This is a genomic window from Sphingopyxis panaciterrae (assembly GCF_011762125.1).
In the GTDB taxonomy this organism is placed as follows: Bacteria; Pseudomonadota; Alphaproteobacteria; order Sphingomonadales; family Sphingomonadaceae; genus Sphingopyxis; species Sphingopyxis panaciterrae.
Window position 1 is genome coordinate 413,329 of the sequence record NZ_JAASQN010000004.1, and the last position, 24,922, is coordinate 438,250.

Genomic DNA, 24,922 nt, shown 5'->3' on the forward strand with positions numbered 1-24,922 from the left:
AACGGCCGGAAGCGGACGCTAGCCAAATAACCGTCGCCCCGCGAAGGAGTGAAGGGTCGAATGGTCCCCCGGACCATTCTTGGACATGCCGGGGGCATGTCCAACCCTTAACTGGCCGCAATCGGCCGAGCGCAAGGTTGCCAGCGGCCCCCGCCTTCGCGGGGGCGACGGTTATGGATGGTTAGCGAACGTCCGCTCCCCACCCCAAAACCACCATTCCCCCTTTCCCTCGACCCATCATTGCGCTAGCCAGTTGCAAATGATTTGCAATATTCATGCCGTGGGGGCCTGATATTTGGTTGCGATTGCCAACACGCGCCAGCTGATCGAAGCCGACAGGCCGACGACGCCCGCCGGCCTCTGGGCCGTCGCCTTCCTCGGCATTACCGCCGGAACGCAGATGAGCGACCGCGGGCTGCAATCGATCCTGTCGCCCGCGATCCAGGCCAGTTTCGGCGTCTCCGACGCGGTGATCGGGGCGCTGCACGGCATCGCCGGCATCCTTGTCGCCAGCGCGCTCGCCGTACCGCTCGCGCGCCTTGCCGACCGCCATTCGCGCAAGTCGATCCTGCTCGGGCTGATCATGCTGTGGGGCCTGCTCACCGCGCTCAGCGGTCTTGCGCCCAATTTCGCTCTGTTCTTCGTCGGCCGCGCCGCGTCGGGGATCACCGAATTCGCGATGATCCCGGTCGTCTATTCGCTCATCCCCGATCTGGTCGGCGAGCGGCACCGGGTGCCATCGAACCTGGTTTTTGCGGCGCTGATGGCAACGGGGGCGAGCGCGGGCTTTTATTTCGGCGGCAATCTGCTCGCCTTCGCCGGCTCGGTCGCCCCTGCCGGAACCGAGCCATGGCGCCTCGCGCTTCTCTGTCTCAGCCTGCTCGCGCTGCCGCTGCTCGGCGCCGGGCTGTTCGTTCAGGACCCGCCGCGCCGCGACCCGAACGGCAATGGAGCTGCCGCGACCGCCGCGCTCCTCCCTTTCTTCCGCGCGCAGCGGCGCCGCATCCTGCTCTTCCTCGGTGCCGCCGGCGGACTGGCGATCGCGGTGCAGGCGGTCGCGCCGATGGCGGCGCTCGGCCTGGTGCGCCGCTATGCCGCCGACCTGACCCCGACCGGCCATGCACTCGGCCTCATCACGCTCGCGACCAGTCTCGGCAGTCTCGCCGTCGCGGGCCTCGTCGACCGGCTGCTGCAACCGCGGCTCGGCGAGGCGTCGCGGCCGGTCGTCATGGCGGCGGGTGCGATGCTCGCGGTCCCCTGCCTCGTCTGGCTCGGCAGTGCGGGCGGCGAGAATCAGGCGCTGGCGGCGATCGCGCTGTTCCTCGCGCTCACCAGCACCGCTAACGCGCTGATCCCGACGATCCTTCAGGATATCATCCCGGCCGAACTGCGCGCGCGCAGCTTCGCGATCTACAGCTTCGTCATCGCCGCCTTCTGCGCACTCGGGCCGTTGCTGACGGGCAGCCTGTCGGACCGCGCGGTCGAAGGCAATCTGCTGCTCGCCATGGCGCTGACGGGGGTGCCCGCATTGGCGATCGCGGCCTTGTCCGCCGGATCGATGGCGCGCGTCAGGCGCGCGTTGCCGTAGCGCGCTCGATCTCGCCTTCCTTCGCTTCGTCTTTCGCCTCTTCCTTCGCCGCCTTCGCGGCCTGACGCCGCTGGCGCAGCTTTTCGAGGACGCTGGCGGCCTCGCGCCCGCCGCCAGGCTTGAAGCGGTGATCCATGCCCGCCGACAGATCGCCGTCGGCCATTTGCGCATCGAAGCGCGTCTGGTCCATATGACGCAGCGCCGTCTCGACATCCTCCATTTCGCGCGGGTCGACGTTGAGCTCGCGCAGCGCGAGCAGACCCAGCGCGATCGAGCTTTCGAACACTTCGCGCACTGCGCCCGCCGTCCCCGCGCCGTCGATCGCCATCAACTGGCGGCGGTCGAATACGCGCATCAGCACCTTCGCCTGCGGGAAGGCATCGACGACGGGCTTCACCGCCGCCGCGTCGACCGACGCGTCGTCGATGCAGAAGATGATCAGCCGCGCCTCATCCGCCCCCGCGCGGCGGAGCAGGTCGACGCGCAGCCCGTCGCCGAAATAGACCTTGGTGTCGAAACGGCTCGACAGTTCGATCTGGCTCGGCTTCTTGTCGATCAGCGTCACCGAACAGGCAACCCCGTGCAGCATCTGCGCGACGATCTGCCCGAACCGCCCGTAACCGATCACGATCGCCGACCCGAGCGGTGCGTCGTCGGGGCCCTCGGGCGCCTCGCCGTCGCGATCGGGCGAGAATTCCAGGTTGCGCGCGAACAGCATCAGGAACGGCGTCGTCACCATCGACAGCGTCACCACCGCGCTGAACAGGCTCGCCGCCTCGGGCCGGATCAGCAGCGCGCCGGCCGCCTGGGTGAAGAGCAGAAAGCCGAATTCGCCGCCCTGGCTGAGCAGCAGGCCAAGCCCAAGCGCGGTCTTCCAGCTTTTGCCGAACAGCCGGACGATGACGGTCAGCACGCTCACTTTCACCGCGACCAGCCCGAGCGCGAGCATGACCACGCGCAGCGGATCTGCCAGCACGACATCGATGTCGAGCACCATGCCGACCGCGAGAAAAAACAGACCGAGCAGGATCAGGCGGAAAGGTTCGACATCCGATTCAATCTCGTGCCGGTACGGCGAATCGGCGAGCATCACGCCCGCAATGAAGGCGCCGAGCGCGGTCGACAGATGCAGGCTGTGCATCAGCGCGGCGCTGGCCAATATGGTGAGCAGCCCGACGACGACGAACAGCTCGCGCTCGCCATAGCGCCCGATCAGCCGCAACAGCGGATTGACGACGAAGCGGCCCGCGAAGACCAGCACGACGATCGCCCACACGGTGAAGAAGGCCATGTGCCATCCCGGCGGCGCCGACGGATCGGCGGGCGCGCGCGACAGCACCGCGATGATCGTGATCATCGGCACGATCGCGAGATCCTGGAACAGCAGGATCGAAAACGCCTTTTCGCCGAAGGGCGAGTTGATCCGGCCCGAGCTTTTGAGGCTGGGCAGCACCTGCGCGGTCGACGAGAGCGCGAGCGGCAGGCCAAGCGCCAGCGCCGCCTGCCAGCTGAACCCCAGGGTCAGGTAGATGAGGCCGGTGAGGACGAGCCCCGTCACCACGACCTGCGCCAGCCCGAGCCCGAAGATCGCCCGGCGCATCTGCCACAACCGCCCGGGCGACAGTTCGAGCCCGACGAGGAAGAGCAGGAAGGCGATGCCGAGCTCGGCAAAGGCAAGCTTCGATTCGCCGCCGCCGACAAGCCCGAGGCCGTGCGGCCCGACGAGCGCGCCCGCGATCAGATAACCCAGCACCGCGCCAAGCCCGAGGCGCCGAAAGATCAGCACGAACAGGGTCGCGACGCCGAGCAGGATCGCGCCTTCGGTCAGCGCGGCGTCGGTCGCATTTCCGGTCGCGACCTCGGCCGCGGCGGCCGCGAGCGCGAGCATCGTCATGCGGGTGCCGTCTGACCCTCGAGCGCCGCGATCGCGGCGTCGAAGGGCAGCAGGATCGCGCCGTGCCGCGCCGGATAGTCGCGCGCCGGCGCCAGCAGGGCGAAGCCCGGCCAGGCGGGCAGCGCCCCGTCGCCGCCGAACCAGCCGGCGATCGCATCGCGCGCCGCACGGATATCGGCGATGCCGCGGCCCGGCGCATGCCGCGCCAGCAAGGTCGCCGCCGCCTGCCCCAGCGCGCACGCCTCGACATGCATGCCGATCGCGGTCACATGTCCATCGGCGTCGGCGTCGAGGTCGAGGAGGATGCGGCTGCCGCACAGCGGGGCGCGCGCGCTCGCATGATGGCGCGCGGCGGGAAGCGGCAGATATTCGGCGGTCGCGACCGCGAGCGACAGGATGTCGCGATTATAAAGCGGCGCGCTCATTTGCCGGCCGTTTCGGACGCATCCTGTTTGGCCGTTTCGGCTTCCGCTTCACGCGCCGCGGCGCGCCGTTCGGCGATCACCTTGCTCATCGCTCCGCTCGTTGCGTTGAGCGCCGGATAGGTGCGGCTGCCCGTCATCCACAGCGGACGCTGCGCATTGCCATAGCCGATATCGTAAAGCAGCGTCACGACCATGAAGAGCAGGGTCGCAACGATCAGTCCCTTCACCGCGCCGAACCCCGCGCCCAGCCCGCGGTCGAATCCGCCGACCAGCGAGGCGCGGCTGCGCTGCCCCATGGCGCGCGATCCCCATTTGGCAGCTGCGAATACGCCGCCGAACAGCAGCACGAACGCCAGCATCGCCGCCCCGCCCTCGGTCCCGACCCAGCCGGCGACGAAGCCGGTCACGATACCGTGGAACAGGCGCACGGCGACGATCGCCAGCACCCACGCCAGCAACGTCGTCACTTCCTGCACGAGCCCGCGCATGAAACCGAGCACCGCGCCGCCGCCAACGAGCGTGAGCACGAGGATATCCAGAGCCGTCAGACTTCCCATATTCGCCTGTCAGTGATCGCCTAATTGTCCTGCATTGCCAACCCGTTTGTCCTGAGGAGCCATTGAGCTTGTCGAAATGGCGTCTCGAAGGACCGAGGCGTCAAAGTCCTTCGAGACGGGGCTTCGACAAGCTCAGCCCCTCCTCAGGACGAACGGTGTTGATAGTCGCGATCTAATCACGCCCCAGCATCAGGTCAACGAGTTCGCCGAGCCGTCCGAAGCCGGTCACCGAAATTCCGCCGACCCCCTTCATCCCCTTGGGGCCCCAGCCGCGCGAAAAACCGAGCTTCGCCGCTTCGCGGAGCCGCAGCCCGTCGTGCGAAACCTGCCGCACCTCGCCCGACAGCGACAATTCGCCGAAGACGATCGCATCGGCGGGCACCGGCCGCTCGCTGAACGCCGAGATCAGCGCCGCGGCGACCGCGAGATCGGCGGCGGGATCGGTCAGCCGGTAACCGCCCGCGATGTTCAGATAGACTTCGGCGGCGCCCATCTGCAGCCCGCAGCGCGCTTCCAATACCGCGAGCACCATCGCCAGCCGCCCGCTGTCCCAGCCGACCACCGCTCTTCGGGGAGTCGCCCCGCTCGCCAGCCGCACCGTCAGTGCCTGCACCTCGACGAGCACCGGCCGCGTACCCTCAAGCGCCGGAAACACCACCGATCCCGGGACGTCGCGGCTGCGATCGGTCAGGAACAGGCTCGACGGGTTCGACACCTCGCCCAGCCCTTCCTCGCCCATCGCGAACACCCCGATCTCGTCGGTGCCGCCGAAGCGGTTCTTCACCGCGCGCAGGATACGATATTGATGGCTGCGCTCGCCCTCGAACGCCAGCACCGTGTCGACCATATGTTCGAGCACGCGCGGCCCGGCGATCGTCCCGTCCTTGGTGACATGGCCGACCAGCACGATCGCCGCGTCGCTGTCCTTGGCATAGCGGATCAGTTCCTGCGCGCTCGCGCGGACCTGACTCACCGTCCCCGGCGCGCTGTCGATCAGGTCGCTATGCATCGTCTGGATCGAATCGATCACGACGAAGTCGGCGGCGCGCCCGTCGAGCGTCGCCAATATATCGCGCACCGACGTCGCACTCGCCAGCGCAACGGGCGCACCGCCGAGCCCCAGCCGCTGCGCGCGCAGCCGCACCTGTGCCGCCGCCTCCTCGCCGCTGATATAGACGACCGACTTGCCCGCCTGCGCCAACCGCCCCGCCGCCTGCAACAGCAGGGTCGACTTGCCGATCCCCGGGTCGCCGCCGATCAGCGTCGCCGATCCCGCGACGAAGCCGCCGCCCAGCGCACGGTCGAACTCGGCGATCCCGCACAGCATGCGCTCGGGCATCTTGCTGTCGGCGTCGAGCGTTTCGAGCGCGATCGTCCGCCCGCCGCGGCTCAGGTCGTGCTTTGCCGAAAACACGGTTTCGGCGGCTTCCTCGACCAACGTGTTCCACTCGCCGCAATCGGCGCACTGCCCCTGCCAGCGATAGGTGGCGGAGCCGCAATTCTGGCAGACATATTGACGTTTCGCTTTGGCCATGCGGTCCGCATAATCGGAACAAAGATGGAACGCCAGCAGATTCAAATCCTCGTCACCCCGGACTTGATCCGGGGTGACGAATGAAGGGTAGCGACGGTTCAATTTACGCGCGGGTTGCTCTAGGGCGAAGCGAAATCCGAATCACCCTTCCCACAGGAAAGCCTGCGCCATGAAATTCTTCGCCGACACCGCCGAAATCGCCGACATCCAGGAACTCGCCGCAACCGGCCTGCTCGACGGGGTCACCACCAACCCGTCGCTGATCGCCAAGTCGGGCCGCGACTTCAAGGAAGTGACCCGCGAAATCTGCGCGTTGACCACCGGCCCCGTCTCGGCCGAAGTCGTCGCGCTCGACCATGAAACGATGATGAAGGAGGCCGAAATCCTCCGCAAGATCGCCGACAATGTCTGCATCAAGGTGCCGCTGACGATCGACGGTTTGAAGACGTGCAAGGCGCTGACCAGCGACGGCACGATGGTCAATGTCACGCTCTGCTTCTCGGCCGCGCAGGCGCTGCTCGCCGCCAAGGCGGGCGCGACCTTCGTCTCGCCCTTTGTCGGCCGTCACGACGACAATGGCTTCGACGGTATGCAGCTGATCGACGATATCCGGCTGATCTACGACAATTATTCGTACCAGACCCAAATCCTCGTCGCGAGCGTCCGCCACGGCATCCATGTGCTCGAAGCTGCCAAGATCGGCGCCGACGTGATGACCGCGCCGCCGTCGGTCATCAAGGGCCTGTTCAAGCATATCCTGACCGAAAAGGGCATCGAAGGATTCTTGGCGGATTGGGCGAAGACGGGTCAGTCGATCTGATTTAAGGCCGTCGCCCCCGCGAAGGCGGGGGCGACGGCCCGATCTACGTTATGCCCCTTTCCAGTTGACGTAAACGTCAACTCACCGCGATACTCGTCCGAAAGGGAGAGATTCGCGATGACCGACACCACCATCCTCACCGACCGCCGCGGCCATGTGCTGATCGTGACGATCAACCGGCCCGAGGCGCGCAACGCGGTCAATGCCGCCGTCCATGTCGGCATCGGCACCGCGCTCGAAACCGCCGAAAACGACCCCGAAATTCGCGCCGTCGTGATCACCGGCGCCGGCGACAAGAGCTTCTGCGCCGGCGCCGACCTTGTCGCGCTATCACGCGGCGAAAGCCTGCAGCCCGACGACAAGGCGCAGCAGGCGTGGGGCTTCGCGGGCATGGTGGCGCACCCGATATCGAAACCGGTCATCGCCGCGGTCAACGGCTTCGCCTTTGGCGGCGGCTGCGAGATCGCGTTGATGAGCGATATCATCATCGCCGCCGACCATGCGCAATTCGGCCTGCCCGAGGTCAAGGTCGGGCTGTTCGCCGCGGCGGGCGGCGCCTTCCGCCTCGTCCAGCAATTGCCGCGCAAGCTGGCGATGGAATATATGCTGACCGGCGACCCGATCCCCGCCGCCCGCGCCGCCGAATTCGGGCTGGTCAACCATGTCGTCCCGCTGGCCGACCTGATGCCGACCGCGATTGCGCTGGCGGAAAAGATCGCCGCCAACGCGCCGCTTTCGGTACAGGTTTCGAAGCGCGTCGCGCTCGGCATCCAGGATGGCCGTATCGCGTCCGACGCACCCTATTGGGAACATAATGCCCGCGAGCGCGGCATGCTGATGCGCAGCGAGGATACGCGCGAAGGCCCTCTCGCCTTCGCGCAGAAACGCAAGCCCGAATGGAAAGCCCGCTAGATGGCGATGACCGATCCCGAGCGCATTCCGGTAATTATCGGCGTCGGGCAGGTCAATGACCGCCCGGACGATCCCGATCAGGGGCTGGATTCGCTCGGGCTGATGGTCGCCGCGCTGACGGTCGCGGCGAAAGACGCGGGCGTGCCGCTGGCCCAACTCGACAGTCTCGCGATCGTCGACCAGATCAGCTTTCACCATCTCGGCAAGCTTTGCGAACCGCTCGCCGCCGCGATCGGCGCGACACCCGCGATCAATTATCAATCCCCCGCCCCGCATGGCGACACCCCCGTCCGCCTGCTCAACGAAGCCGCCAACCGCATCGGCGCAGGCGAAGTGAAACTCGCGGCGGTGGTCGGCGCCGAGGCCCTGCGCACCGCCGCCGGCCGCGCCGCGAAAGCCGCGAGCGGCGAGGACAAAAGCTATAACGCGGTCCGCAAGGTGGCAACGCGGCGCGAGCCCGATTACGCCCAGCTTCACGGTCTCGCCGCGCCGGTCGACGTGTATCCGCTCTACGAAAACGCCACGCGCGCCGCCTGGGGCCAGAGCCTTGCCGAAGCGCAATTCGAAAGCGCCAAAATCTGGTCGCGCTTTTCCGAGGTCGCGGCCGCCAACGACGGCGCGTGGATCCGCCAGCCCGCCTCGCCCGATGACATCCTGCGGGTCGATGAACGCAACCGCCCGATCGCCTTTCCTTATTCGAAGCTGATGGTCGCCAACGCTTCGGTCAACCAGGGCGCGGGCTTCATCGTCGCGAGCCTTGCCGAAGCCCGCCGCCGCGGCATCGCCGAAGACCGGCTGGTCTACGTCGGCATGGGCGCGGCGGCGAAGGAGCCGCCAAGCATCCTCCACCGCGACGGCTATGACGGCAGCGTCAGTATGGAAACGTCGATCAACCATACGCTCGAATTGAACGCGATGACGGTTCAGGATTTCGATTTCGTCGAACTCTACAGCTGCTTCCCCTGCGTCCCCAAAATGGCGCGCCGCATCCTCGGCTGGCCATGGGATCGTCCGGCGAGCGTGTTCGGCGGCCTGACCTTCGGCGGCGGTCCGATCGCCAATTATATGAGCCATGCGATCGTCTCGATGACCCAGAAATTGCGGAGCGAGGGCCGCTATGGCTTCCTCTTCGCCAACGGCGGCTTCGCGACCGACAATCATTGCATCATCCTCGGCAACCGTCCGATCGCGGCGGCAAGCTTCCCGCAGGACTTCGACTATCAGGCCGAAGCCGAAGCGAAGCGCGGGCCGGTGCCCGAGCTGGCCCAGGATTATGCCGGGGCGGCGACGATCGAGAGCTACACGATATTCTATGGCCGCGACGGCAATCCGAAGGCCGGCGTCGTCGTGGCGCGCACGCCGGAGGGCGCGCGAACGCTTGCGCATATCGACGTCGGCGACGCCGCGATGCTGGGGTTTCTGACCGACGGCTCGCAAGAGCCGGTCGGCGCCGAGGGACAAATCGTCGCGCTCGAACAAGGCTTCGGCTGGCGATCCGCCTGACCTGCGGGACGGGATTCCAGTTCTGATTTGGCTCGCTCCCGATGCGATCGGCCGCTATCACCGATCGCATGAAAAATCTTCTTGTCCGGTTGGCATTCGGCGCTTCGATCATGAGCATTTTCGGATGTACGGCGCCAACCCACGCCGAACCGACGATGGAGGAACTGCTGCGCGATCCCGCCGTTGCCGAATTTGCGGCCTGGCAAAAGGGCCATAGCCTGCCGGCAATCGAGCTCAAGCCGTCGGGACCGGCCCCCGCTACATCGGGTGGCACGCGGATCGGCGGCCCGGTATGGCTGGCCGCCGACGAATCCTGGCCGACCGATACAGAAGGACGCCCCATGTCGTTCCTCGCCCAGATCGATTTTGCCGAACTGCCGCCTCTACCCGACTATCCGGCCAGCGGCATCCTGCAATTCTTTATTGCTCGCGGCGACCTGTACGGGGCGAATTTCGAAAAACCTGAAGCGGGCAAGTTCCGCGTCATCTGGCGCGAAAAACTCGGCGGTCCCGGAAAATTGCACATGGGGCGGCCATCGGGCGATCGCGGGATCGACGATTACTCCCCGCTTTACGACGCCACCGTTACACAGGGCATCGCGCTGCAGCCGAAACGGACTGATCAGATCCCTTCTGTCGATTCTTGGCTGGCCGAACGCGACCTCGAAACGTTGCTGAACGATCGCGACAAGAGCGACCGCATCCATGCCCTTGTCGAAAAGCAAGATGAGGCGAATCCGTCGGTCCATCATGTCGGGGGTCACCCCGGCTTCACCCAGTCGGACTGGCGCTCCACTGCACCCTATCAAGACGTCGATCGCGTATTGATCAACCTTTGGAGCGACGATCACCTGATGTGGGGCGACTCCGGGCAGGGTCAGTTCATGATCCGCCGCGAGGACCTGCTGAAGCGGGACTTCAGCAAGGTTTTTTATCAATGGGACTGTTATTGATCGCCAATCATCGGATGCGAACGACCCTCGCGCGTTTCTGCATTTCGAACGAACTCCCCGGCATCATCGGCAACGCCTCGGAATAACGCACCCTGTTCGTCGCGCGCCGCGTCGGCATCGAGCAAAGCATGCCCGAGCATGTCCCGGGGGCGAGACACCGCATCGCGCGCGCGACCTCGGAACACCTCGACTACACGCGATGCGAACCGGTAAAGGGACTGAAGATTTGCTTGCTCGCTCCAACGATGCCGATCGAATAGGAGAGGCGTTGCGAGAAAATAGCCGGGAGAATCGTTAAGTGTCGTCCGAATTGCCCCCCTCTGATCTTCCTGCATCCGAGCCCTTTGTTCCCGTTCCCGCCGACGCAGCCGCCGACACGCACTGCAACGCCGCCGACTACGACCGGCTCTACGAACAGAGCATCGATGATCCCGACGCCTTCTGGGCCGAACAGGCGAAGCGCCTCGACTGGGTGACCCCCCCGACGAAGATCGGCAACTGGTCGTACGACCCGGTCGAGATCAAATGGTTCGAGGACGGCGTCCTCAACCTTTGCCACAACGCCGTCGACCGCCATGTCGCGGCGGGACATGGCGCGCGCACCGCGATCATCTTCGAACCCGACGCGCCCGACGGCGAGACGCGGACGATCAGCTATGCCGCACTCCTCGCCGACGTCATCCGCATGGCGAACACGCTGAAGAAACTCGGCGTCAAAAAGGGCGACCGCGTTACCATCTATATGCCGATGATCCCCGAAGGCGCGGTGGCGATGCTCGCCTGCGCGCGCATCGGCGCAGTGCACAGCGTCATCTTCGGCGGCTTCTCCCCCGATGCGATCGCCGGGCGGATCGAGGATTGCGCGAGCGACTGGGTGATCTGCGCCGACGAGGGTCTGCGCGGCGGCAAGAAGGTCCCGCTCAAGGCCAATGTCGACAAGGCGCTCGAAAAGGTCGCGGTGAAGGCGGTGCTCGTCATCGCGCACACCGGCGGCGACATCACGATGCACGAAGGCCGCGATCATTGGTACGACGCGCTGTCGGCCGACGTCGGCGCCGACTGCCCGTGCGAACCGATGGGCGCCGAAGACCCGCTGTTCATTCTCTATACGTCGGGCTCGACCGGCAAGCCCAAGGGCGTGCTCCACAGCGTCGGCGGCTACAGCGTCTGGACTGCCAGCACCTTCCATTATGGCTTCGATTATCGGCCGGGCGAAATCTTCTGGTGCACCGCCGACATCGGCTGGGTCACCGGCCACAGCTATGTCGTCTATGGTCCCTTGCAGAACGGCGCGACGACTTTGATGTTCGAGGGCATTCCCAACTACCCCGACCACGACCGTTTTTGGCGCGTCGTCGACAAGCATCAGGTCAATATCCTCTACACCGCGCCGACCGCGATCCGCGCGCTGATGCGCGAAGGCGACGATTATGTGACCCGCCATGACCTGTCGTCGATCCGCCTGCTCGGCAGCGTCGGCGAACCGATCAATCCAGAAGCATGGCGCTGGTATCATCAGCTTGTCGGCAAGAACCGCGTCCCCGTCGTCGACACCTGGTGGCAGACCGAAACCGGCGGCATCATGATCACCACCCTGCCCGGCGCGCACCCGATGCAGCCGGGCAGCGCGGGACGCCCCTTCTTCGGCATCCGCCCGCAACTCGTCGATGCCGAGGGCGGCGTGCTCGTCGACGAACAGACGGGCGGCGCGGCCGAAGGCAACCTCTGCATCACGCACAGCTGGCCGGGGCAAGCGCGGACGATCTATGGCGATCACCAGCGCTTCGCCGAAACCTATTTCTCGACCTACAGGGGCAAATATTTCACCGGCGACGGCTGCCGCCGCGATGCCGATGGCTATTGGCGCATCACCGGCCGTGTCGACGATGTGATCAACGTGTCGGGCCACCGCATGGGCACCGCCGAGGTCGAAAGCGCACTCGTCCTCCACGACCTCGTCGCCGAGGCCGCGGTGGTGGGTTTCCCACACGACATCAAGGGTCAGGGCATCTACGCTTATGTCACGCTGAACGCCGGGGTCGAACCGACCGACGAGGTCGCCGCCGCACTGAAGCAGCAGGTGCGCACCGAAATCGGCCCGATCGCGACACCCGACCACATCCATCTGACCCCCGGCCTGCCCAAGACGCGCTCGGGCAAGATCATGCGCCGCATCCTGCGCAAGATCGCCGAGAATGACTTCGGGTCACTCGGCGACACCTCGACGCTCGCCGACCCGAGCCTGGTCGATGGGCTGATCGAGGGGCGAAAGAACAGATAATCCCGCCATCGTCATTCCGGACTTGATCCGGGATCCATTTCGACGGCGCAATTTCGGACCCCGGATCAAGTCCGGGGCGACGACGATAATTGCGCTATCGCGGTATCAGAAATGAAAGTCGGGCAGTTCGGCCAGCGCAATCCCCAGCGCTTCGGCCCAGCCGTCGGCGACGCTTTCATAATAGGGATCGTTGCGTTCGAACCGCCGCTCACGCACGCTGGTGAATTCGTCGCGCTCATGCACCTTCAGGTCGATCGGCAGGTCGACCCCGGCGTTCGCGCGGATTGTCGAATCGAACGAGACGCAGAGCAGTTTCACCGCATCCTCGAATGACATCGCGGGATCGTAGGAGCGCACGATGATCGGCCGGCCATATTTCGTCTCGCCGATCTGGAAGAAGGGATTGTCCTCACCCGCCTCGATGAAATTGCCCTCCGGATAGATCAGGAACAATCGCGGTTCGGCCCCCCTGATCTGGCCGCCGACGATCAGCGAGGCGCGGAACAGCGATTCGGCGGCCGGCCCTTCATCATTGTGGCGCATCACGACGCCGCGCAGCGTTTCGCCGATGATCGTCGCGATCTGGAACATCGACGGTGCTTCGAGGATGGAAGGATGCCGGTCCTCGGGCGCCTTGGTACGCTCATCGAGCAGGCTGACGACCGCCTGCGTCGTCGCGAGGTTTCCCGCCGACATCAGCGTGATGACGCGCTCGCCCGGCATGTGCCAGCTGCGCATCTTGCGGACCTGCGAAATGTCGTCGACGCCCGCGTTGGTGCGGGTGTCCGACATGAACACCAGTCCCTTGTTCAAACGCATGCCAACGCAATAGGTCATCTTGTCCCGTTTTCCCCGCCCGGAAAGTCGTCTTGCCCGGCCCCGCTTATTGCTGGACCTGCAATTGGACAACCAGATTTTCCTGCGCGGCGCCATAGCGCATGCCGCGAACCGGGGCCGCATCGCGATAATCGAGCCCGGTGGCGACACGGATATAGCGCTGGTCGGGTGAATGGCCGTTGCTGACGTCGAAGCCGATCCAGCCGATATGCTCGAAATGCGCCTCGGCCCAGGCGTGGGTTGCGTCCTGCTGCGTCCGGTCGTTCATCATCAGATAGCCCGAAACATAGCGCGCGGGGTGCCCCAGATGGCGCATTGCGGCGATGAAGATATGCGTATGGTCCTGACAAACCCCGCCCTCGCCCGCCATCGCCTGCTCCGCCGTCGTCTCGGCATCGGTCATGCCGATCCGGTAGGGAAGCCGGTCGATGATCAGCGCCGACAGCGCGTGCGCGCGTTCGATGTCCGACGCGAAATCGCGGCCCAGCGCCGCGGTCAGCGCCCGCACGCCCCGCCCCGCCCGGGTGAGCGGCGTCGGGCGCAGGAAGGTCCAGAGCGGCATGGCGCCGCGATGCGCGCCGATCACCCCGTCGAAGGTCACCAGCTCGACCTCGCCGCGACAGCGAATGACCAGCTCGCTGGCGCCGCCGCTGACCGCGATCAGGTCGACACCATTGCCATGATGGTCGGTGTAATGAAGCTGGCGTTCGCCGCCCTCCACCTCGATCACCCAATCGGTCACCAGCTGCTGGCCGGGCCGGTCCTTGGGCGTCAGTTTTACCTGTTGCAGCGCATAGCTGACCGGGGCGTCATAATGATAATGGGTGGTATGTTCGACGGCGAGGCGCATGGTCGGGCTCCGTCCTATTCCACGAACCGGAAATCATGCTCGATCTGCCGCGCAAGCGCAGCATTGGCACGCAGGAAAGCGGTCACATATTCATGCAGCCCGCTGTCGAAGATCGTCTGGATCGGCGCCGACAGCCGCTCGTGGCATAGCGCCCGCGCCATGGTGCCAGCCTCGGTCTCGGCGCCATAGCCGCGTTCGAGCTGCGCCAGATTATCCTCCATCCGTTCGCAGCAGAAGGCCAGGCTGCGCGGCAACTGGCGATAGAGGATCAGGAATTCGGCGATCTTCAGCGCGCTGATTTCGGCGCCGTACAGCCAGCGATAGGCGCGGTGCGCCGACACCGAACGCAGGATCGTCTCCCACTGCACATTGTCGATCGAACTGCCGATATGCGCGACCGACGGCAGCAGCAGATAATATTTGACGTCGAGGATGCGCGCCGTGTTGTCGGCGCGTTCGAGAAAGGTGCCGAGCAGCGAGAAGTTGAAGCCGTCGTTGCGCAGCATCGTGCCGTTCAAGGCGCCGCGCACCTGCGCGCTCTGCTGGCGGATCGCGGTCAGCACATCGGGCAGGTCGTCGTCGCGGACCGGGCGCTTGAGCAGCGCGGTCAGCGTCATCCAGTTGGTGTTGACCGCTTCCCACACCTCGCGCGTCAGCGCGGTGCGCGCGGTCCGCGCATTGTCGCGCGCCTGCTTGATCACCGACAAGATGCTCGACGGGTTGGCGGGGTCGCGAAGCATGAAATCGACGACGCGTGCCGACGTATATTCGCCATGCGCGCCGACAAACGCCCGGTCGACCCCCGCGGTGACGAGCACCGATTTCCACTCCGCGGCCGCGGTCGTCGACCGGGTGAGCGCGATGCGGAACCCCGCGTCGATCAGCCGCGCATTATTCTCGCTACGCTCAAGATAGCGCGCCATCCAGAAGAGCGAACCGGCGGTCTTGCCTAGCATGGCGACACCCGCGTCGCCCCCGCGAAGGCGGGGGCCGCTGTCAGCCTACAGCTTCGCTGCCGCGTAAACTTCCAGCGGCCCCCGCCTTCGCGGGGGCGACGCGCGATGTTCAAGAGAGCCGCAGTCCCCATCAATCCTCCAGCACCCACGTATCCTTGGTCCCGCCGCCCTGGCTCGAATTCACCACCAGCGACCCGCTCGTCATCGCGACGCGCGTCAGCCCGCCCGGCGTGATCGTAATCCCCTGCGGCGACATCAGGACGAAGGGACGCAGGTCGACGTGCCGCGGCGCGAGGCCCTTTTTGGTGAAGATCGGCACCGTCGACAGCGACAGCGTCGGCTGCGCGATATAATTGCCCGGATTGGCCTCCAGCTTGGCCCGGAACGCCGCCAGTTCCTTCTTGCTCGCCGCGGGTCCGACGAGCATCCCGTAACCGCCCGACCCATGCACCTCCTTGACCACCAGTTCGGGCAGGCGGTCGAGCACTTCGCGCAGATGTTCGGGCTCGCTGCACCGCCACGTCGGCACATTGGGCAGCAGCGCCTTCTCGCCGGTATAAAATTCGATGATGTCGGGCATATAGCTATAGAGCGCCTTGTCGTCGGCGATCCCGGTGCCCGGCGCATTGGCGATGGTGATCGCGCCGCCCCTATAGACGTCCCAGATTCCCGGCACGCCGAGCATCGAATCGGGCCGGAAGTTCAGCGGGTCGAGGAAATCGTCGTCGACGCGGCGATAGACGACGTCGATCGCCTTATATCCCTGCGTCGTGCGCATCTGGACGCGCCCGTCGACGACGCGCAGATCGTGCCCCTCGACCAGTTCGGCGCCCATATGGTCGGCGAGGAAGCTATGCTCATAATAGGCGCTATTGTGGATGCCCGGGGTCAGCACCGCGACCGTCGGCGTCCCGCCGCATTTCGGCGGCGCGCAGGCGGAGAGCGATTTCAGCAGGTTGATCGGATAGTCGCCGACCTCGCGCACCGCGACCTTCGCGAACAGCTCGGGAAACATCTGGAGCATCGTCTCGCGATTTTCGAGCATATATGACACCCCCGACGGGGTCCGCGCATTATCCTCCAGCACGTAGAATTCATTGGCGCCAGTGCGCACGATGTCAGTGCCGCTGATATGCGTGTAAATACCGCCCGGGGGATCGAGGCCCATCATCATCGGCAGGAAAGCGTCGTTGCGCGCGATCAATCGGGTCGGCACCCGGCCCGCGCGCAGGATTTCCTGCCGGTGGTAGATATCATAGAGAAAGGCGTTGAGCGCCCGCACGCGCTGCTCGATCCCGCGCGACAGCCGCCGCCACTCGCTCGCCGAGATGATCCGCGGCACGACATCGAAAGGGATCAGCCGCTCGTCGGCATCGGCGTCGCCATAGACGTTGAATGTGATCCCTGTGGTGCGAAACAGCGCTTCGGCCTGCTGCGTCTTGTGCTGGATGCGCTGGCTGTCCTCGGCATAGAACCAGTCGCAATATTCGCGGTAAGGCGACCGCGGCCCGCCCTCCTGGCTCGTCATCTCGTCGAAAAAGGAAATGCGCCCGCCCTTTCCACGCAACATGCCATCGACCAGCCGCCCCGATATTTCCGGCCGGCGCGGCCCATTGTTCCTGCTGCTGCGTCGCTTGGGGCTACGCGGCCATCAAGCTTATGAGATGCGATGCTAATCGCCCCCGCGCGCCTTGGCAAGCGGGCTTGTGGCGGCAAGTGTTACCGTAACTTCAGGGGGTTGTTTCGTTTCCTTCGTCATGCCGGACTTGATCCGGCATCCCGCTTTATGACGTCGAATAGCGGGACGCCGGATCAAGTCCGGGGTCACGAATGAGTGGGACCGACGTCAAATCACCCCGTGGCAATGCTTGTACTTGCGACCCGAGCCGCACGGGCACGGCGCGTTGCGGCTGATGTCGAGCTCGGCATAGGGATTCTCGCCCTCGGGCAGGTCGGGGCGCGGGATCTGCATCGGCGGCAGCGTGTTCGCGATCACGCCCAGGTCGCCGCCATCGACGTCGGCGCTGTTGTCATCGCCGGTGAACGGATCGATGTGCGTGGTCAGAAAGTCGGGAAGCTCGGGCAGCGCCATCGGCTCGGGCTCCTCGAAACGCAGGTCGATGCGCGCGATCGTCCGCGTCACATCCTCGCGGATGTTCGACAGCATGCGTTCGAACAGCGCAAAGGCTTCCTGCTTATATTCGTTGATCGGCTGCTTCTGCGCATAGGCGCGCAGGAACACCACCTGGCGCAGCGCGTCGAGCGTCGACAGATGCTCTTTCCAATGATGGTCGAGCGTCTGGAGCAGCACCGATTTCTCGATCCCCTTCCAGGTATCGACATCGACCTGGCTCGCCTTTTCGGCGGCGACGGCGTCGGCCTGTTCCTGGATGCGCTGCTCGAACATTTCAGGTTCGACGGCATCTTCCTGCATCCAGTCGTCGATCGGCGGAGCAAGGTCGAGGATATTGAGCGTCCGCTCCTTCATCTGCTCGACGTTCCACTGTTCGGGATAGCTGCCCGGCGGGCACGCGTCGGCGACGATCGCGTTGACCGTTTCGGCGCGCATCGCCAGCATCACCTCGTCGACGGTCTCGCTGTCGATGATCTCGCCGCGCTGTTCATAGATGACCTTGCGCTGGTCGTTCATCACGTCATCATATTCGACGACCTGCTTGCGGATGTCGTAGTTGCGCGCCTCGACCTTCTTCTGCGCGGTCTCGATCGCCTTCGACAGCCATTTCGACCCGATCGCCTCGCCATCCTCCAGATTCTTGTTCATCATCTTGGAAAACAGCGTGTCGGGGCCGAAGATGCGCAGCAGGTCATCGTCGAGGCAGAGGTAGAATTTGCTGAGGCCGGGGTCGCCCTGGCGCCCCGAACGGCCGCGCAGCTGGTTGTCGATGCGGCGGCTTTCGTGGCGCTCGGTCGCGAGCACGAACAGCCCGCCCGCGGCCTTCACCGCCTCGCGCTCGGCGGCAACCTCTGCCTGGATGCGCGCGATGCCGGCATCGCGCTCGGCGCCTTCGGGTACATCTTTCAGCTCATCGTCGATGCGGAACTCTTCGTTGCCGCCCAATTTGATGTCGGTGCCGCGGCCCGCCATGTTGGTCGCGATGGTGACCGCGCCGGTGCGCCCCGCCTGCGCGACGATATGCGCTTCGCTTTCGTGGAAACGCGCGTTGAGCACGCTGTGCGCAACGCCTTCCTTTTCGAGAAAGGAGGACAGAAGTTCGGACTTTTCGATCGACACGGTGCCGACGAGCACCGGCTGGCCGCGCTCCTGCGCCGCGCGGATCGTCTTGGCGATCGCGCCGAACTTGTCGGTGATATTCTTGTAGAATTCATCCTCGTCGTCCTGCCGCGCGATCGGGCGGTTGGTCGGGATGGTGACGCAGTTCATCTTGTAGATATCGAAGAATTCGGCCGCTTCGGTCGCCGCGGTGCCGGTCATTCCCGACAGCTTGGGATACATGCGGAAATAATTCTGGAAGGTGATCGACGCCAGCGTCTGGTTCTCGGGCTCGATCTTCACCCCTTCCTTCGCCTCGACCGCCTGGTGCAGGCCGTCGGACCAGCGGCGGCCGTCCATCATGCGGCCGGTGAATTCGTCGATGATCACGACCTTGTCGTCCTTGACGATATAGTCGGTGTCGATGCGGAACATGACGATCGCCTTCAGCGCCTGATTGACGTGATGGACGATCTGGGTGTTCTCGATGTCGTAGAGGTTGCTGCCCTGCAACAGCCCCGCAGCCTCGAGCAGCCGCTCGACATGCTCGGTGCCGTCTTCGGTCAGGTTGATCGACTTGGTCTTCTCGTCCTTTTCATAATCATCCTCGACAAGCTGGTGGACCACCTCGTTGACGCGGATGTAGAGTTCGGACTTGTCGTCGGTCGGGCCCGAGATGATCAGCGGCGTCCGCGCCTCGTCGATCAGGATCGAATCGACCTCGTCGACGATACCGAAGTTGAACTCGCGGTGGACCATCTGGACGCGGTCGAACTTCATATTGTCGCGCAGATAATCGAAGCCAAGTTCGTTGTTCGTCGCATAGGTGATGTCGCTGTTATACGCCTCGCGCCGCTGTACCTCGTTGAGGTTCGGGACGATGATCCCCGTGGTCAGGCCAAGGAAGCCGTAAACCGCACCCATCCATTCGGCATCGCGGGTTGCGAGATAGTCGTTGACGGTAACGACATGGACGCCCTTGCCCTCGAGCGCGTTCAGATAGCAGGGCAAGGTCGCCATCAGCGTCTTGCCCTCGCCCGTCGCCATTTCGGCGATCTCGCCGCGATGAAGGACGATGCCGCCGATCATCTGGACGTCGAAATGGCGCATGCCGAGCGTCCGCTTCGCCGCCTCGCGCACCGTCGCAAAGGCTTCGGGCAAAATGTCGTCGAGCGTCTCGCCGGCGTTCAGCCGGTCGCGAAACGCCTGCGTCTGCGCCCGCAAAGCCGTATCGTCGAGCGCTTCGAGCGCGGGTTCGAAGGCGTTGATCTTGTCGACGATCTTGCGCATCGAGGTGACGTAACGGTCGTTCGACGAGCCGAACAGGCTTTTGGCGAGGCCAGCAAACATGGCGGATTTCCTTGAGATTTTCTGAAATGACAATGCGGCATGGCGCCGCCGGATATGCAAAAAAGCCCCGCAATTCGGGGCGGCGTCCGCGATGGGACGCTAAGGCTCGATGCTATTCGAGCGCGCGGTCGCTACCGGTGAGCAGGCCCGGAAGATGCGGCGGCGCCGCCTTGCGGACCTTGCGGCCGCCACCCCCGCCGCTGGTGCGGCGGGTGGGCGTCGTCGTCGCGGGGCGGCGTTCGCTGTCGCTGGTCTCGGCCTGTCCGGCCGTCTCGGCGAACATGATGAGCGACCCCATCGCCGCCGGAACGGCAGGCGCGGCAACCGCCCGGTCGGCGGTCGCCAGGCCGGTCAGCAATGCCAAAAGGGTCAGCAACAACCGCAAGAATAGCCCCTGTTCGTTTCCGTAAAGCGCCGCATATAGGCGCTGGACCCTGAACATAGGGTGAAAGCCCTGCGACGTCCAGAGGGCTCGGTGCGACGAACCGCTGCAGCGAACCGGGCCGCGATTTGACGCTTGACGCGCGCGTCAACTTCGCATCTTCTCACATTGACACTGATGTAAGGAGGACGCGGGTGGCACGGAAGGCGATTTTCATCACCGGGGGCGGTTCGGGTATCGGCCGCGCGACGGCGCGCCATTTCGCCGCACAAGGCTGGTTCGTCGGCGTCGCCGACGTCAATTCGCAAGGGATCGACGAAACCGCGGCGCTGCTCCCCGAAGGCGCCTCGTCGCGCCACATCATGGACGTGCGCGACCGCGACCAGTGGAAAGCGGCGCTCGACAGCTTCGCGGCCGCGAGCGGCGGACGGCTCGATGTGCTGTTCAACAACGCCGGGATCGGATCGGGCGGCCAATATATCGATATGGATCCGCAAGAAGCCGACCGGCTGATCGCGATCAATTTCGGCGGCGTCGTCAACGGCATCTATGCGGCGCTGCCGCTGCTGCGCGCGACGCCGGGGTCGACGATCCTCAACACCGGGTCGGCGTCGGGCTTTTACGGCGTCGCGGGCCTTGCGGTCTATTCGGCGACCAAATTCGCGGTGCGCGGCCTCACCGAAGCGCTCGAAATCGAATTTTCGAAGCATGGCATCAAAGTGCGCTCGCTGATGCCCGGCTTCATCGACACCCCGCTGCTTGACCAGGTCAGCGCCGACAGCAACGAACCCGCGCGCAGCCGCCTGTCGGCAAGCGGCTTCGAAATCGTCCCCGTCGAACGCGTCGCCGAAGCGGCGTGGGAAGCGGTGCACGGCGCGAAGGTGCATGTGACCGTCGGCAAGATGGCAAAGCGGCTGGCACGCATCGCGCGCTGGTTCCCCGGCCTGATCGTGCGCCAGTCGAAGAAGATCGACGGGCTGGGCACCGCAGGGCACGGATAGCGGCATTGGGGTGGGAAGCTGGCATAGGCACCACCCGCTTTCGTCATCCCGGGCTTGACCCGGGATCCCGCTTTTTTTCTGGAGCGGCGGCAGTTTCGGCATCAAGCGGGACCCCGGATCAAGTCCGGGGTGACGAAGGACGGAACGACTACCAACGGCCGAGACCTGCCGACGACCGCCGCCGCCAGCCCCTTATTTCTTCGTCCCGCAGGTCACCGTCCCGCTGCCGACGTTGCGCACGGTGCACACCGGCCGTCCCAGCACCACCGTCTTGCCGGCGCCGCGTGTCGTGATCGCGGCGGTCTTTACCGCGTTCAGCATATGGTCGCCCGCACCCTCACTGTCGCTGATCAGCTGGTCGACCGCCAGCTTGCCGGCATCGACCATCCCGGCGCCCGACAGCGCCATCTGCGCCTGCTTGGCGCTGCCGCCGAGCGTCATCGCACCATTGCCGACCATCGCGACCGCCAGGCGGTCGGCTACAATGTCGCCGACGCTGATCTGACCCGGGCCGCGCAGGCCGATCGTCACGCGCGCGCCTTTCAGCTTGTCGATCCGGAGCGATCCGGCGCCGCTCAGCATCGCTGCGCGCAGGTTCGCGGCGTTGACGCGGATCGTCGCCGAGCCCCGCGGTGCCACGCGCTTTTCGTCGCCGGCAAATGTCTTCTCGCTGATCACCAGCTTGCCGTCGCGCGCCTCGACGACAATCCGGTCGAGCGCGTCCTGCGATCCGGTTGCGACCGCGCTCACCGGCGCTCGCGTCACCACCTCGACCGCGACATCGGCGCTGACCTCGATGGTCTCGAAACTGGTCAGCCCGTAACGCTTCTCCGCCGCCGCGGCGGGCGCGGTCACGACGAAGACGGCGGCCGACAGCGCGGCCCATCGCTGGATATGGATCATGGTGCCGCCTTAGCCCGTTCGCGCAGGCGGCACCAGCGCCGCATCATTTGCAGGTCGCGGTACCCGATCCGACCTGCCGCGTCTTGCAGGTCGCGCCGCCGGTCAGCTTGACGTCGCCCGACCCCAGGATGCTGATGTCGGCCTGACCGGTCGCCTGCGCCTCGACGCTGCCCGATCCCGCAACCGAGATATCCAGCGTCTCCGCCACAAGCCCGTCGGCATCGACGTCGCCCGACCCGGCGATGCTGACGTCGCCCGACCCGATCTTGCCGCCGCCGACCTCGATATCGCCCGAACCCGACAGGGTGATCTTGGCGCTCTTGCCGTTCAGCTTGCCCAGCTTCAGGTCGCCCGATCCGGTCAGCACCGCCTTTACCGCGTCGCCGTCGACCGTATCGGCCTCGATCGATCCCGAACCGGTGAGCTGCACCGTGTCGAGTTTCGGCAGGGTGATCGCGATATCGACATCATCCTCGTCGCTGTTCGAAAAGCTGAAGCCCGTCCGCTTGCGTCCGACGACCAGTGTCGAGCCGTCGAGCTTGATTTCGAGCCGGTCGAGCGCCTCCTGCCGTCCCCGCGCGCTGATCGAAAACGCGTCGCCGCGCCGGACCGTCACGTCGTCGGGCCCGGCGACGTCGATGCCGGTAAAGCCCGTCAGCGCAAAATCGCGCGTCGTGATCGGGCCGACGCTGGCGGGCGGCCCGCCTTTGCTGCCGTCCTGCCGGTCGCCGCCATTGCCGTCGGCACCACTGCAACCCGTGGCCGTCATCGTCAGTGCCAGCGGCAGGATCGCCATCGTCCAGTTACGCATCGCAAATCTCCTCTGTGTATTGTACATATAACACACGGTCGCGGCGGCTGTCCAGCATGGCTGCCTTCTTGTCGCCACCTTCGCGGTCCAGAGGCAAGCCTCTCCCCGAAACCGAAAGCCAGACCATGAGCGTTGCGTTCCGCCGCGAAAGCGACGACGAGCATAAGGAACCCGAGTTTGAGCTGCCGATCCCCGTCGGCCCCAATCTCGTGACCCCGCGCGGGCTCCGCCTGCTCGGCGAAGCGGTCGCGCGTCTTGAGGGTGAGATCGCGATTACCGACGCCGAAGAGGAACGCAAGAAACTCCAGCGCCGCCTGCGCTATTTCCACACCCGCCAGGCCACCGCCGAGGTGCAGCCCGTGCCCGCCGCCGATGTCGTCGCGATCGGCAGCCGCGTGACCTTCGCGCTGAACGGCGCCGAACGCACGCTGACCATCGTCGGCCACGACGAGGCCGATCCGGCGCGCGGCCACATCGCCTTCTCCGCGCCGCTCGCCCGCGCGATGATGGGTGCCGAGCCGGGCGAGATGCTCGAATATCAGGGCCGCGAAGAGGCGATCGCCATCGTCGCGGCGCACGCCGATCAAGAGGTGCAGGCATGAAGGACAAGTTCGAACGCCACAAACAGCCGTGGACTCCCGCCGAGATCGACAAGCTGCACACGCTCGCCAAGAAGGGCATGCCGCTGAAGTCGATCGCCAAGGCGCTGACCCGCAGCGAGGAATCGGTGAAGATCCGCGCCAAGGCCGACAGCCTGTCGATCGCGAAGCTGCACTGACGACCATGTCCCAAGCTTTCATCCGCCATCCCGGCGAAGGCCGAATCGCGCGCCAGGCCGGATGACCATCGCCGAATATGATGCCATCGTGCTGGGTGCCGGCGCGGCCGGGCTGATGTGCGCCGCGGTCGCGGGGCAAAGGGGCAAGCGCGTCCTGCTGCTCGACCATGCCGACCGGGTCGGCAAGAAAATCCTGATCTCGGGCGGCGGGCGCTGCAACTTCACCAATGTGAATACGGCGCCCGACCGCTTCATCTCGGCGAACCCGCATTTCGCGAAGTCGGCGCTCGCGCGCTATACGCCCACCGATTTCGTCGCGCTCGTCGAACGTTACGGCATAGCCTATCATGAAAAAGCGCTCGGCCAGCTGTTCTGCGACGGCTCGGCGAAACAGATCGTCGCGATGCTGCTCGAAGAAGCCGCCAAAGCCGGCGTCGATGTGCGCACCGGCCAGCCGGTGAGCGACGTCACCCACGCCGACGGCAAGTTCACTATCCGCTTCGGCGACCAATATTTCACCGCCGCCAGTCTCGTCATCGCCACCGGCGGCCCGTCGATCCCGCAGATGGGGGCGACCGGTTTCGCCTACGACCTCGCGCGCCAGTTCGGATTGAAGGTCGTCGAGCCGCGGCCCGCGCTCGTCCCGCTGACCCTCGGCGGCGGCGATGTGCTGTTCCGTGAGCTCTCGGGCATCGCCGCGCCGGTCGAGGCGCGCGCCGGCAAGGCAGCGTTTCGCGAGGCCGCGCTGTTTACGCACAAGGGCCTCTCGGGCCCGGCGATCCTCCAGATCAGCAGCTATTGGCGCCACGGCGAACCGGTGACGATCGATCTGTTGCCCGATGCCCAGCAAGGCTGGCTGATCGATGCCAAGCGTACCCGCCCGCGCAGTTCGGTACGTGCAGCCTTGGGCGCCGCGCTCCCCGACCGCCTTGCCGAAACGCTTGCCGAACGCCTTGCGCTCCCCGGCGAACTCGGAGCCCTGACCGACACGAAGCTTCGCGATGCCGAGGCGCGGCTGTCGCGCTGGATATTCCGTCCGAACGGCACCGAGGGCTTCGCCAAGGCCGAGGTCACCGTCGGCGGAATTTCGACCGCAAATCTGTCGTCGCAAACAATGATGGCCAAAAGCGTGCCGGGACTGTATGCGGTCGGCGAAGCCGTGGATGTCACCGGGTGGCTGGGCGGCTATAATTTTCAATGGGCTTGGGCCAGCGGACACGCGGCGGGCCAAGCCCTTTAGGAAAAAAACCGCAAAAACCATCGTCATGCCGGACTTGATCCGGCATCCACGCGCCATTGCTGAACCTTGGGCGATGGACCCCGGATCAAGTCCGGGGTGACGAACAGAGAATCGG

At 65.4% G+C, this 24,922-nt stretch carries 22 protein-coding genes; 10 read left to right on the forward strand and 12 right to left on the reverse strand.

Annotation, left to right across the window (positions count from 1 at the left end):
* Positions 1 to 295 precede the first annotated feature (295 nt).
* Entirely contained in the window at positions 296 to 1,588 is a 1,293-nt protein-coding gene (locus tag FHR22_RS16105) for an MFS transporter (protein ID WP_208417741.1), read from the forward strand.
* On the opposite strand, the gene FHR22_RS16110 is transcribed toward FHR22_RS16105, so the two are convergent.
* The 4 genes from FHR22_RS16110 to radA form a co-directional block, all read right to left on the reverse strand.
* Positions 1,569 to 3,482: a cation:proton antiporter domain-containing protein gene (locus FHR22_RS16110; RefSeq protein ID WP_166944645.1), complete on the reverse strand. Its 1,914-nt coding sequence runs from the start codon at positions 3,480 to 3,482 to the stop codon at positions 1,569 to 1,571. The genes FHR22_RS16105 and FHR22_RS16110 overlap by 20 nt on opposite strands.
* A complete protein-coding gene (locus FHR22_RS16115; protein ID WP_166944647.1) occupies positions 3,479 to 3,907 on the reverse strand; it encodes an iron-sulfur cluster assembly scaffold protein in 429 nt (142 codons plus the stop codon). Before FHR22_RS16115 ends, FHR22_RS16110 begins: the two co-directional genes overlap by 4 nt.
* Positions 3,904 to 4,464 carry a CvpA family protein gene (locus tag FHR22_RS16120; RefSeq protein WP_208417742.1) on the reverse strand — a complete coding sequence of 187 codons (561 nt, stop codon included), beginning with the start codon at positions 4,462 to 4,464 and terminating at the stop codon, positions 3,904 to 3,906. The genes FHR22_RS16115 and FHR22_RS16120 overlap by 4 nt, the downstream gene beginning before the upstream one ends.
* 172 nt (positions 4,465 to 4,636) lie before the next feature.
* On the reverse strand, positions 4,637 to 5,998 hold the full coding sequence (gene radA / locus FHR22_RS16125; RefSeq protein WP_166944650.1) for a DNA repair protein RadA: 1,362 nt from the start codon (positions 5,996 to 5,998) through the stop codon (positions 4,637 to 4,639).
* A 169-nt stretch (positions 5,999 to 6,167) separates the two neighbouring features.
* Here radA and fsa point away from each other — a divergent pair, with 169 nt between their 5' ends.
* The 5 genes from fsa (at position 6,168) to acs (ending at position 12,467) form a co-directional block, all read left to right on the forward strand.
* The gene (fsa, locus tag FHR22_RS16130) at positions 6,168 to 6,818 is read left to right on the forward strand and encodes a fructose-6-phosphate aldolase (RefSeq protein ID WP_166944654.1); all 651 of its coding nucleotides are present in this window, start codon (positions 6,168 to 6,170) and stop codon (positions 6,816 to 6,818) included.
* A gap of 117 nt (positions 6,819 to 6,935) precedes the next feature.
* Positions 6,936 to 7,730, forward strand: coding sequence for an enoyl-CoA hydratase-related protein (locus tag FHR22_RS16135; protein WP_166944657.1), 795 nt, complete (start codon positions 6,936 to 6,938; stop codon positions 7,728 to 7,730).
* On the forward strand, positions 7,731 to 9,233 hold the full coding sequence (locus FHR22_RS16140; RefSeq protein WP_243853763.1) for an acetyl-CoA acetyltransferase: 1,503 nt from the start codon (positions 7,731 to 7,733) through the stop codon (positions 9,231 to 9,233). It abuts the gene before it with no gap.
* Between the two features lie 155 nt (positions 9,234 to 9,388).
* A complete protein-coding gene (locus FHR22_RS16145; protein WP_166944661.1) occupies positions 9,389 to 10,186 on the forward strand; it encodes a YwqG family protein in 798 nt (265 codons plus the stop codon).
* 298 nt (positions 10,187 to 10,484) lie between these two features.
* Entirely contained in the window at positions 10,485 to 12,467 is a 1,983-nt protein-coding gene (acs, locus tag FHR22_RS16150; protein ID WP_341786642.1) for an acetate--CoA ligase, read from the forward strand.
* A gap of 105 nt (positions 12,468 to 12,572) precedes the next feature.
* Here acs and FHR22_RS16155 read toward each other — a convergent pair whose 3' ends face one another.
* The 6 genes from FHR22_RS16155 to FHR22_RS16180 form a co-directional block, all read right to left on the reverse strand.
* The gene (locus tag FHR22_RS16155; RefSeq protein WP_166944664.1) at positions 12,573 to 13,304 is read right to left on the reverse strand and encodes a proteasome-type protease; all 732 of its coding nucleotides are present in this window, start codon (positions 13,302 to 13,304) and stop codon (positions 12,573 to 12,575) included.
* 46 nt (positions 13,305 to 13,350) lie between these two features.
* Positions 13,351 to 14,154, reverse strand: coding sequence for a transglutaminase family protein (locus FHR22_RS16160; RefSeq protein WP_166944667.1), 804 nt, complete (start codon positions 14,152 to 14,154; stop codon positions 13,351 to 13,353).
* 14 nt (positions 14,155 to 14,168) lie between these two features.
* On the reverse strand, positions 14,169 to 15,110 hold the full coding sequence (locus FHR22_RS16165) for an alpha-E domain-containing protein (RefSeq protein ID WP_166944670.1): 942 nt from the start codon (positions 15,108 to 15,110) through the stop codon (positions 14,169 to 14,171).
* Positions 15,111 to 15,240: 130 nt separating this feature from the next.
* Complete coding sequence (locus FHR22_RS16170) at positions 15,241 to 16,680, reverse strand: circularly permuted type 2 ATP-grasp protein (protein WP_208417743.1); 1,440 nt, start codon at positions 16,678 to 16,680, stop codon at positions 15,241 to 15,243.
* 276 nt (positions 16,681 to 16,956) lie between these two features.
* Complete coding sequence (gene secA, locus FHR22_RS16175) at positions 16,957 to 19,692, reverse strand: preprotein translocase subunit SecA (RefSeq protein ID WP_166944674.1); 2,736 nt, start codon at positions 19,690 to 19,692, stop codon at positions 16,957 to 16,959.
* A gap of 112 nt (positions 19,693 to 19,804) precedes the next feature.
* On the reverse strand, positions 19,805 to 20,077 hold the full coding sequence (locus FHR22_RS16180) for a hypothetical protein (RefSeq protein ID WP_166944677.1): 273 nt from the start codon (positions 20,075 to 20,077) through the stop codon (positions 19,805 to 19,807).
* A 191-nt stretch (positions 20,078 to 20,268) separates the two neighbouring features.
* Here FHR22_RS16180 and FHR22_RS16185 point away from each other — a divergent pair, with 191 nt between their 5' ends.
* Positions 20,269 to 21,075, forward strand: coding sequence for an SDR family oxidoreductase (locus FHR22_RS16185; RefSeq protein WP_166944679.1), 807 nt, complete (start codon positions 20,269 to 20,271; stop codon positions 21,073 to 21,075).
* A gap of 192 nt (positions 21,076 to 21,267) precedes the next feature.
* Here the strand turns inward: FHR22_RS16185 and FHR22_RS16190 are convergent, their stop codons facing one another.
* Entirely contained in the window at positions 21,268 to 21,978 is a 711-nt protein-coding gene (locus FHR22_RS16190; RefSeq protein ID WP_166944681.1) for a head GIN domain-containing protein, read from the reverse strand.
* Between the two features lie 43 nt (positions 21,979 to 22,021).
* Complete coding sequence (locus FHR22_RS16195; RefSeq protein WP_166944683.1) at positions 22,022 to 22,789, reverse strand: head GIN domain-containing protein; 768 nt, start codon at positions 22,787 to 22,789, stop codon at positions 22,022 to 22,024.
* Between the two features lie 125 nt (positions 22,790 to 22,914).
* Here FHR22_RS16195 and FHR22_RS16200 point away from each other — a divergent pair, with 125 nt between their 5' ends.
* The 3 genes from FHR22_RS16200 to FHR22_RS16210 all read left to right on the forward strand — a co-directional run bounded on the left by FHR22_RS16200 (position 22,915) and on the right by FHR22_RS16210 (position 24,807).
* Positions 22,915 to 23,391 (forward strand): GreA/GreB family elongation factor, encoded by a 477-nt coding sequence (locus tag FHR22_RS16200; RefSeq protein ID WP_166944685.1) that lies wholly within the window; start codon positions 22,915 to 22,917, stop codon positions 23,389 to 23,391.
* Positions 23,388 to 23,567, forward strand: a complete 180-nt coding sequence (locus FHR22_RS16205) for a hypothetical protein (protein ID WP_037518413.1) — start codon at positions 23,388 to 23,390, stop codon at positions 23,565 to 23,567. Before FHR22_RS16200 ends, FHR22_RS16205 begins: the two co-directional genes overlap by 4 nt.
* A 61-nt stretch (positions 23,568 to 23,628) precedes the next feature.
* Positions 23,629 to 24,807, forward strand: coding sequence for a BaiN/RdsA family NAD(P)/FAD-dependent oxidoreductase (locus FHR22_RS16210; protein ID WP_166944687.1), 1,179 nt, complete (start codon positions 23,629 to 23,631; stop codon positions 24,805 to 24,807).
* Positions 24,808 to 24,922 lie beyond the last annotated feature (115 nt).

Bases quoted from the DNA above. Each gene is read 5' to 3' on its own strand.
- FHR22_RS16145 (WP_166944661.1), top strand. From the start codon at position 9,389: ATGGAGGAACTGCTGCGCGATCCCGCCGTTGCCGAATTTGCGGCCTGG.
- FHR22_RS16120 (WP_208417742.1), bottom strand. From the start codon at position 4,464: ATGGGAAGTCTGACGGCTCTGGATATCCTCGTGCTCACGCTCGTTGGC.
- FHR22_RS16140 (WP_243853763.1), top strand. From the start codon at position 7,731: ATGGCGATGACCGATCCCGAGCGCATTCCGGTAATTATCGGCGTCGGG.
- FHR22_RS16110 (WP_166944645.1), bottom strand. From the start codon at position 3,482: ATGACGATGCTCGCGCTCGCGGCCGCCGCGGCCGAGGTCGCGACCGGA.
- fsa (WP_166944654.1), top strand. From the start codon at position 6,168: ATGAAATTCTTCGCCGACACCGCCGAAATCGCCGACATCCAGGAACTC.
- FHR22_RS16160 (WP_166944667.1), bottom strand. From the start codon at position 14,154: ATGCGCCTCGCCGTCGAACATACCACCCATTATCATTATGACGCCCCG.
- FHR22_RS16115 (WP_166944647.1), bottom strand. From the start codon at position 3,907: ATGAGCGCGCCGCTTTATAATCGCGACATCCTGTCGCTCGCGGTCGCG.
- FHR22_RS16135 (WP_166944657.1), top strand. From the start codon at position 6,936: ATGACCGACACCACCATCCTCACCGACCGCCGCGGCCATGTGCTGATC.
- secA (WP_166944674.1), bottom strand. From the start codon at position 19,692: ATGTTTGCTGGCCTCGCCAAAAGCCTGTTCGGCTCGTCGAACGACCGT.
- FHR22_RS16170 (WP_208417743.1), bottom strand. From the start codon at position 16,680: ATGTTGCGTGGAAAGGGCGGGCGCATTTCCTTTTTCGACGAGATGACG.
- radA (WP_166944650.1), bottom strand. From the start codon at position 5,998: ATGGCCAAAGCGAAACGTCAATATGTCTGCCAGAATTGCGGCTCCGCC.
- FHR22_RS16210 (WP_166944687.1), top strand. From the start codon at position 23,629: ATGACCATCGCCGAATATGATGCCATCGTGCTGGGTGCCGGCGCGGCC.
- FHR22_RS16205 (WP_037518413.1), top strand. From the start codon at position 23,388: ATGAAGGACAAGTTCGAACGCCACAAACAGCCGTGGACTCCCGCCGAG.
- FHR22_RS16195 (WP_166944683.1), bottom strand. From the start codon at position 22,789: ATGCGTAACTGGACGATGGCGATCCTGCCGCTGGCACTGACGATGACG.
- FHR22_RS16200 (WP_166944685.1), top strand. From the start codon at position 22,915: ATGAGCGTTGCGTTCCGCCGCGAAAGCGACGACGAGCATAAGGAACCC.
- FHR22_RS16190 (WP_166944681.1), bottom strand. From the start codon at position 21,978: ATGATCCATATCCAGCGATGGGCCGCGCTGTCGGCCGCCGTCTTCGTC.
- FHR22_RS16155 (WP_166944664.1), bottom strand. From the start codon at position 13,304: ATGACCTATTGCGTTGGCATGCGTTTGAACAAGGGACTGGTGTTCATG.
- FHR22_RS16165 (WP_166944670.1), bottom strand. From the start codon at position 15,110: ATGCTAGGCAAGACCGCCGGTTCGCTCTTCTGGATGGCGCGCTATCTT.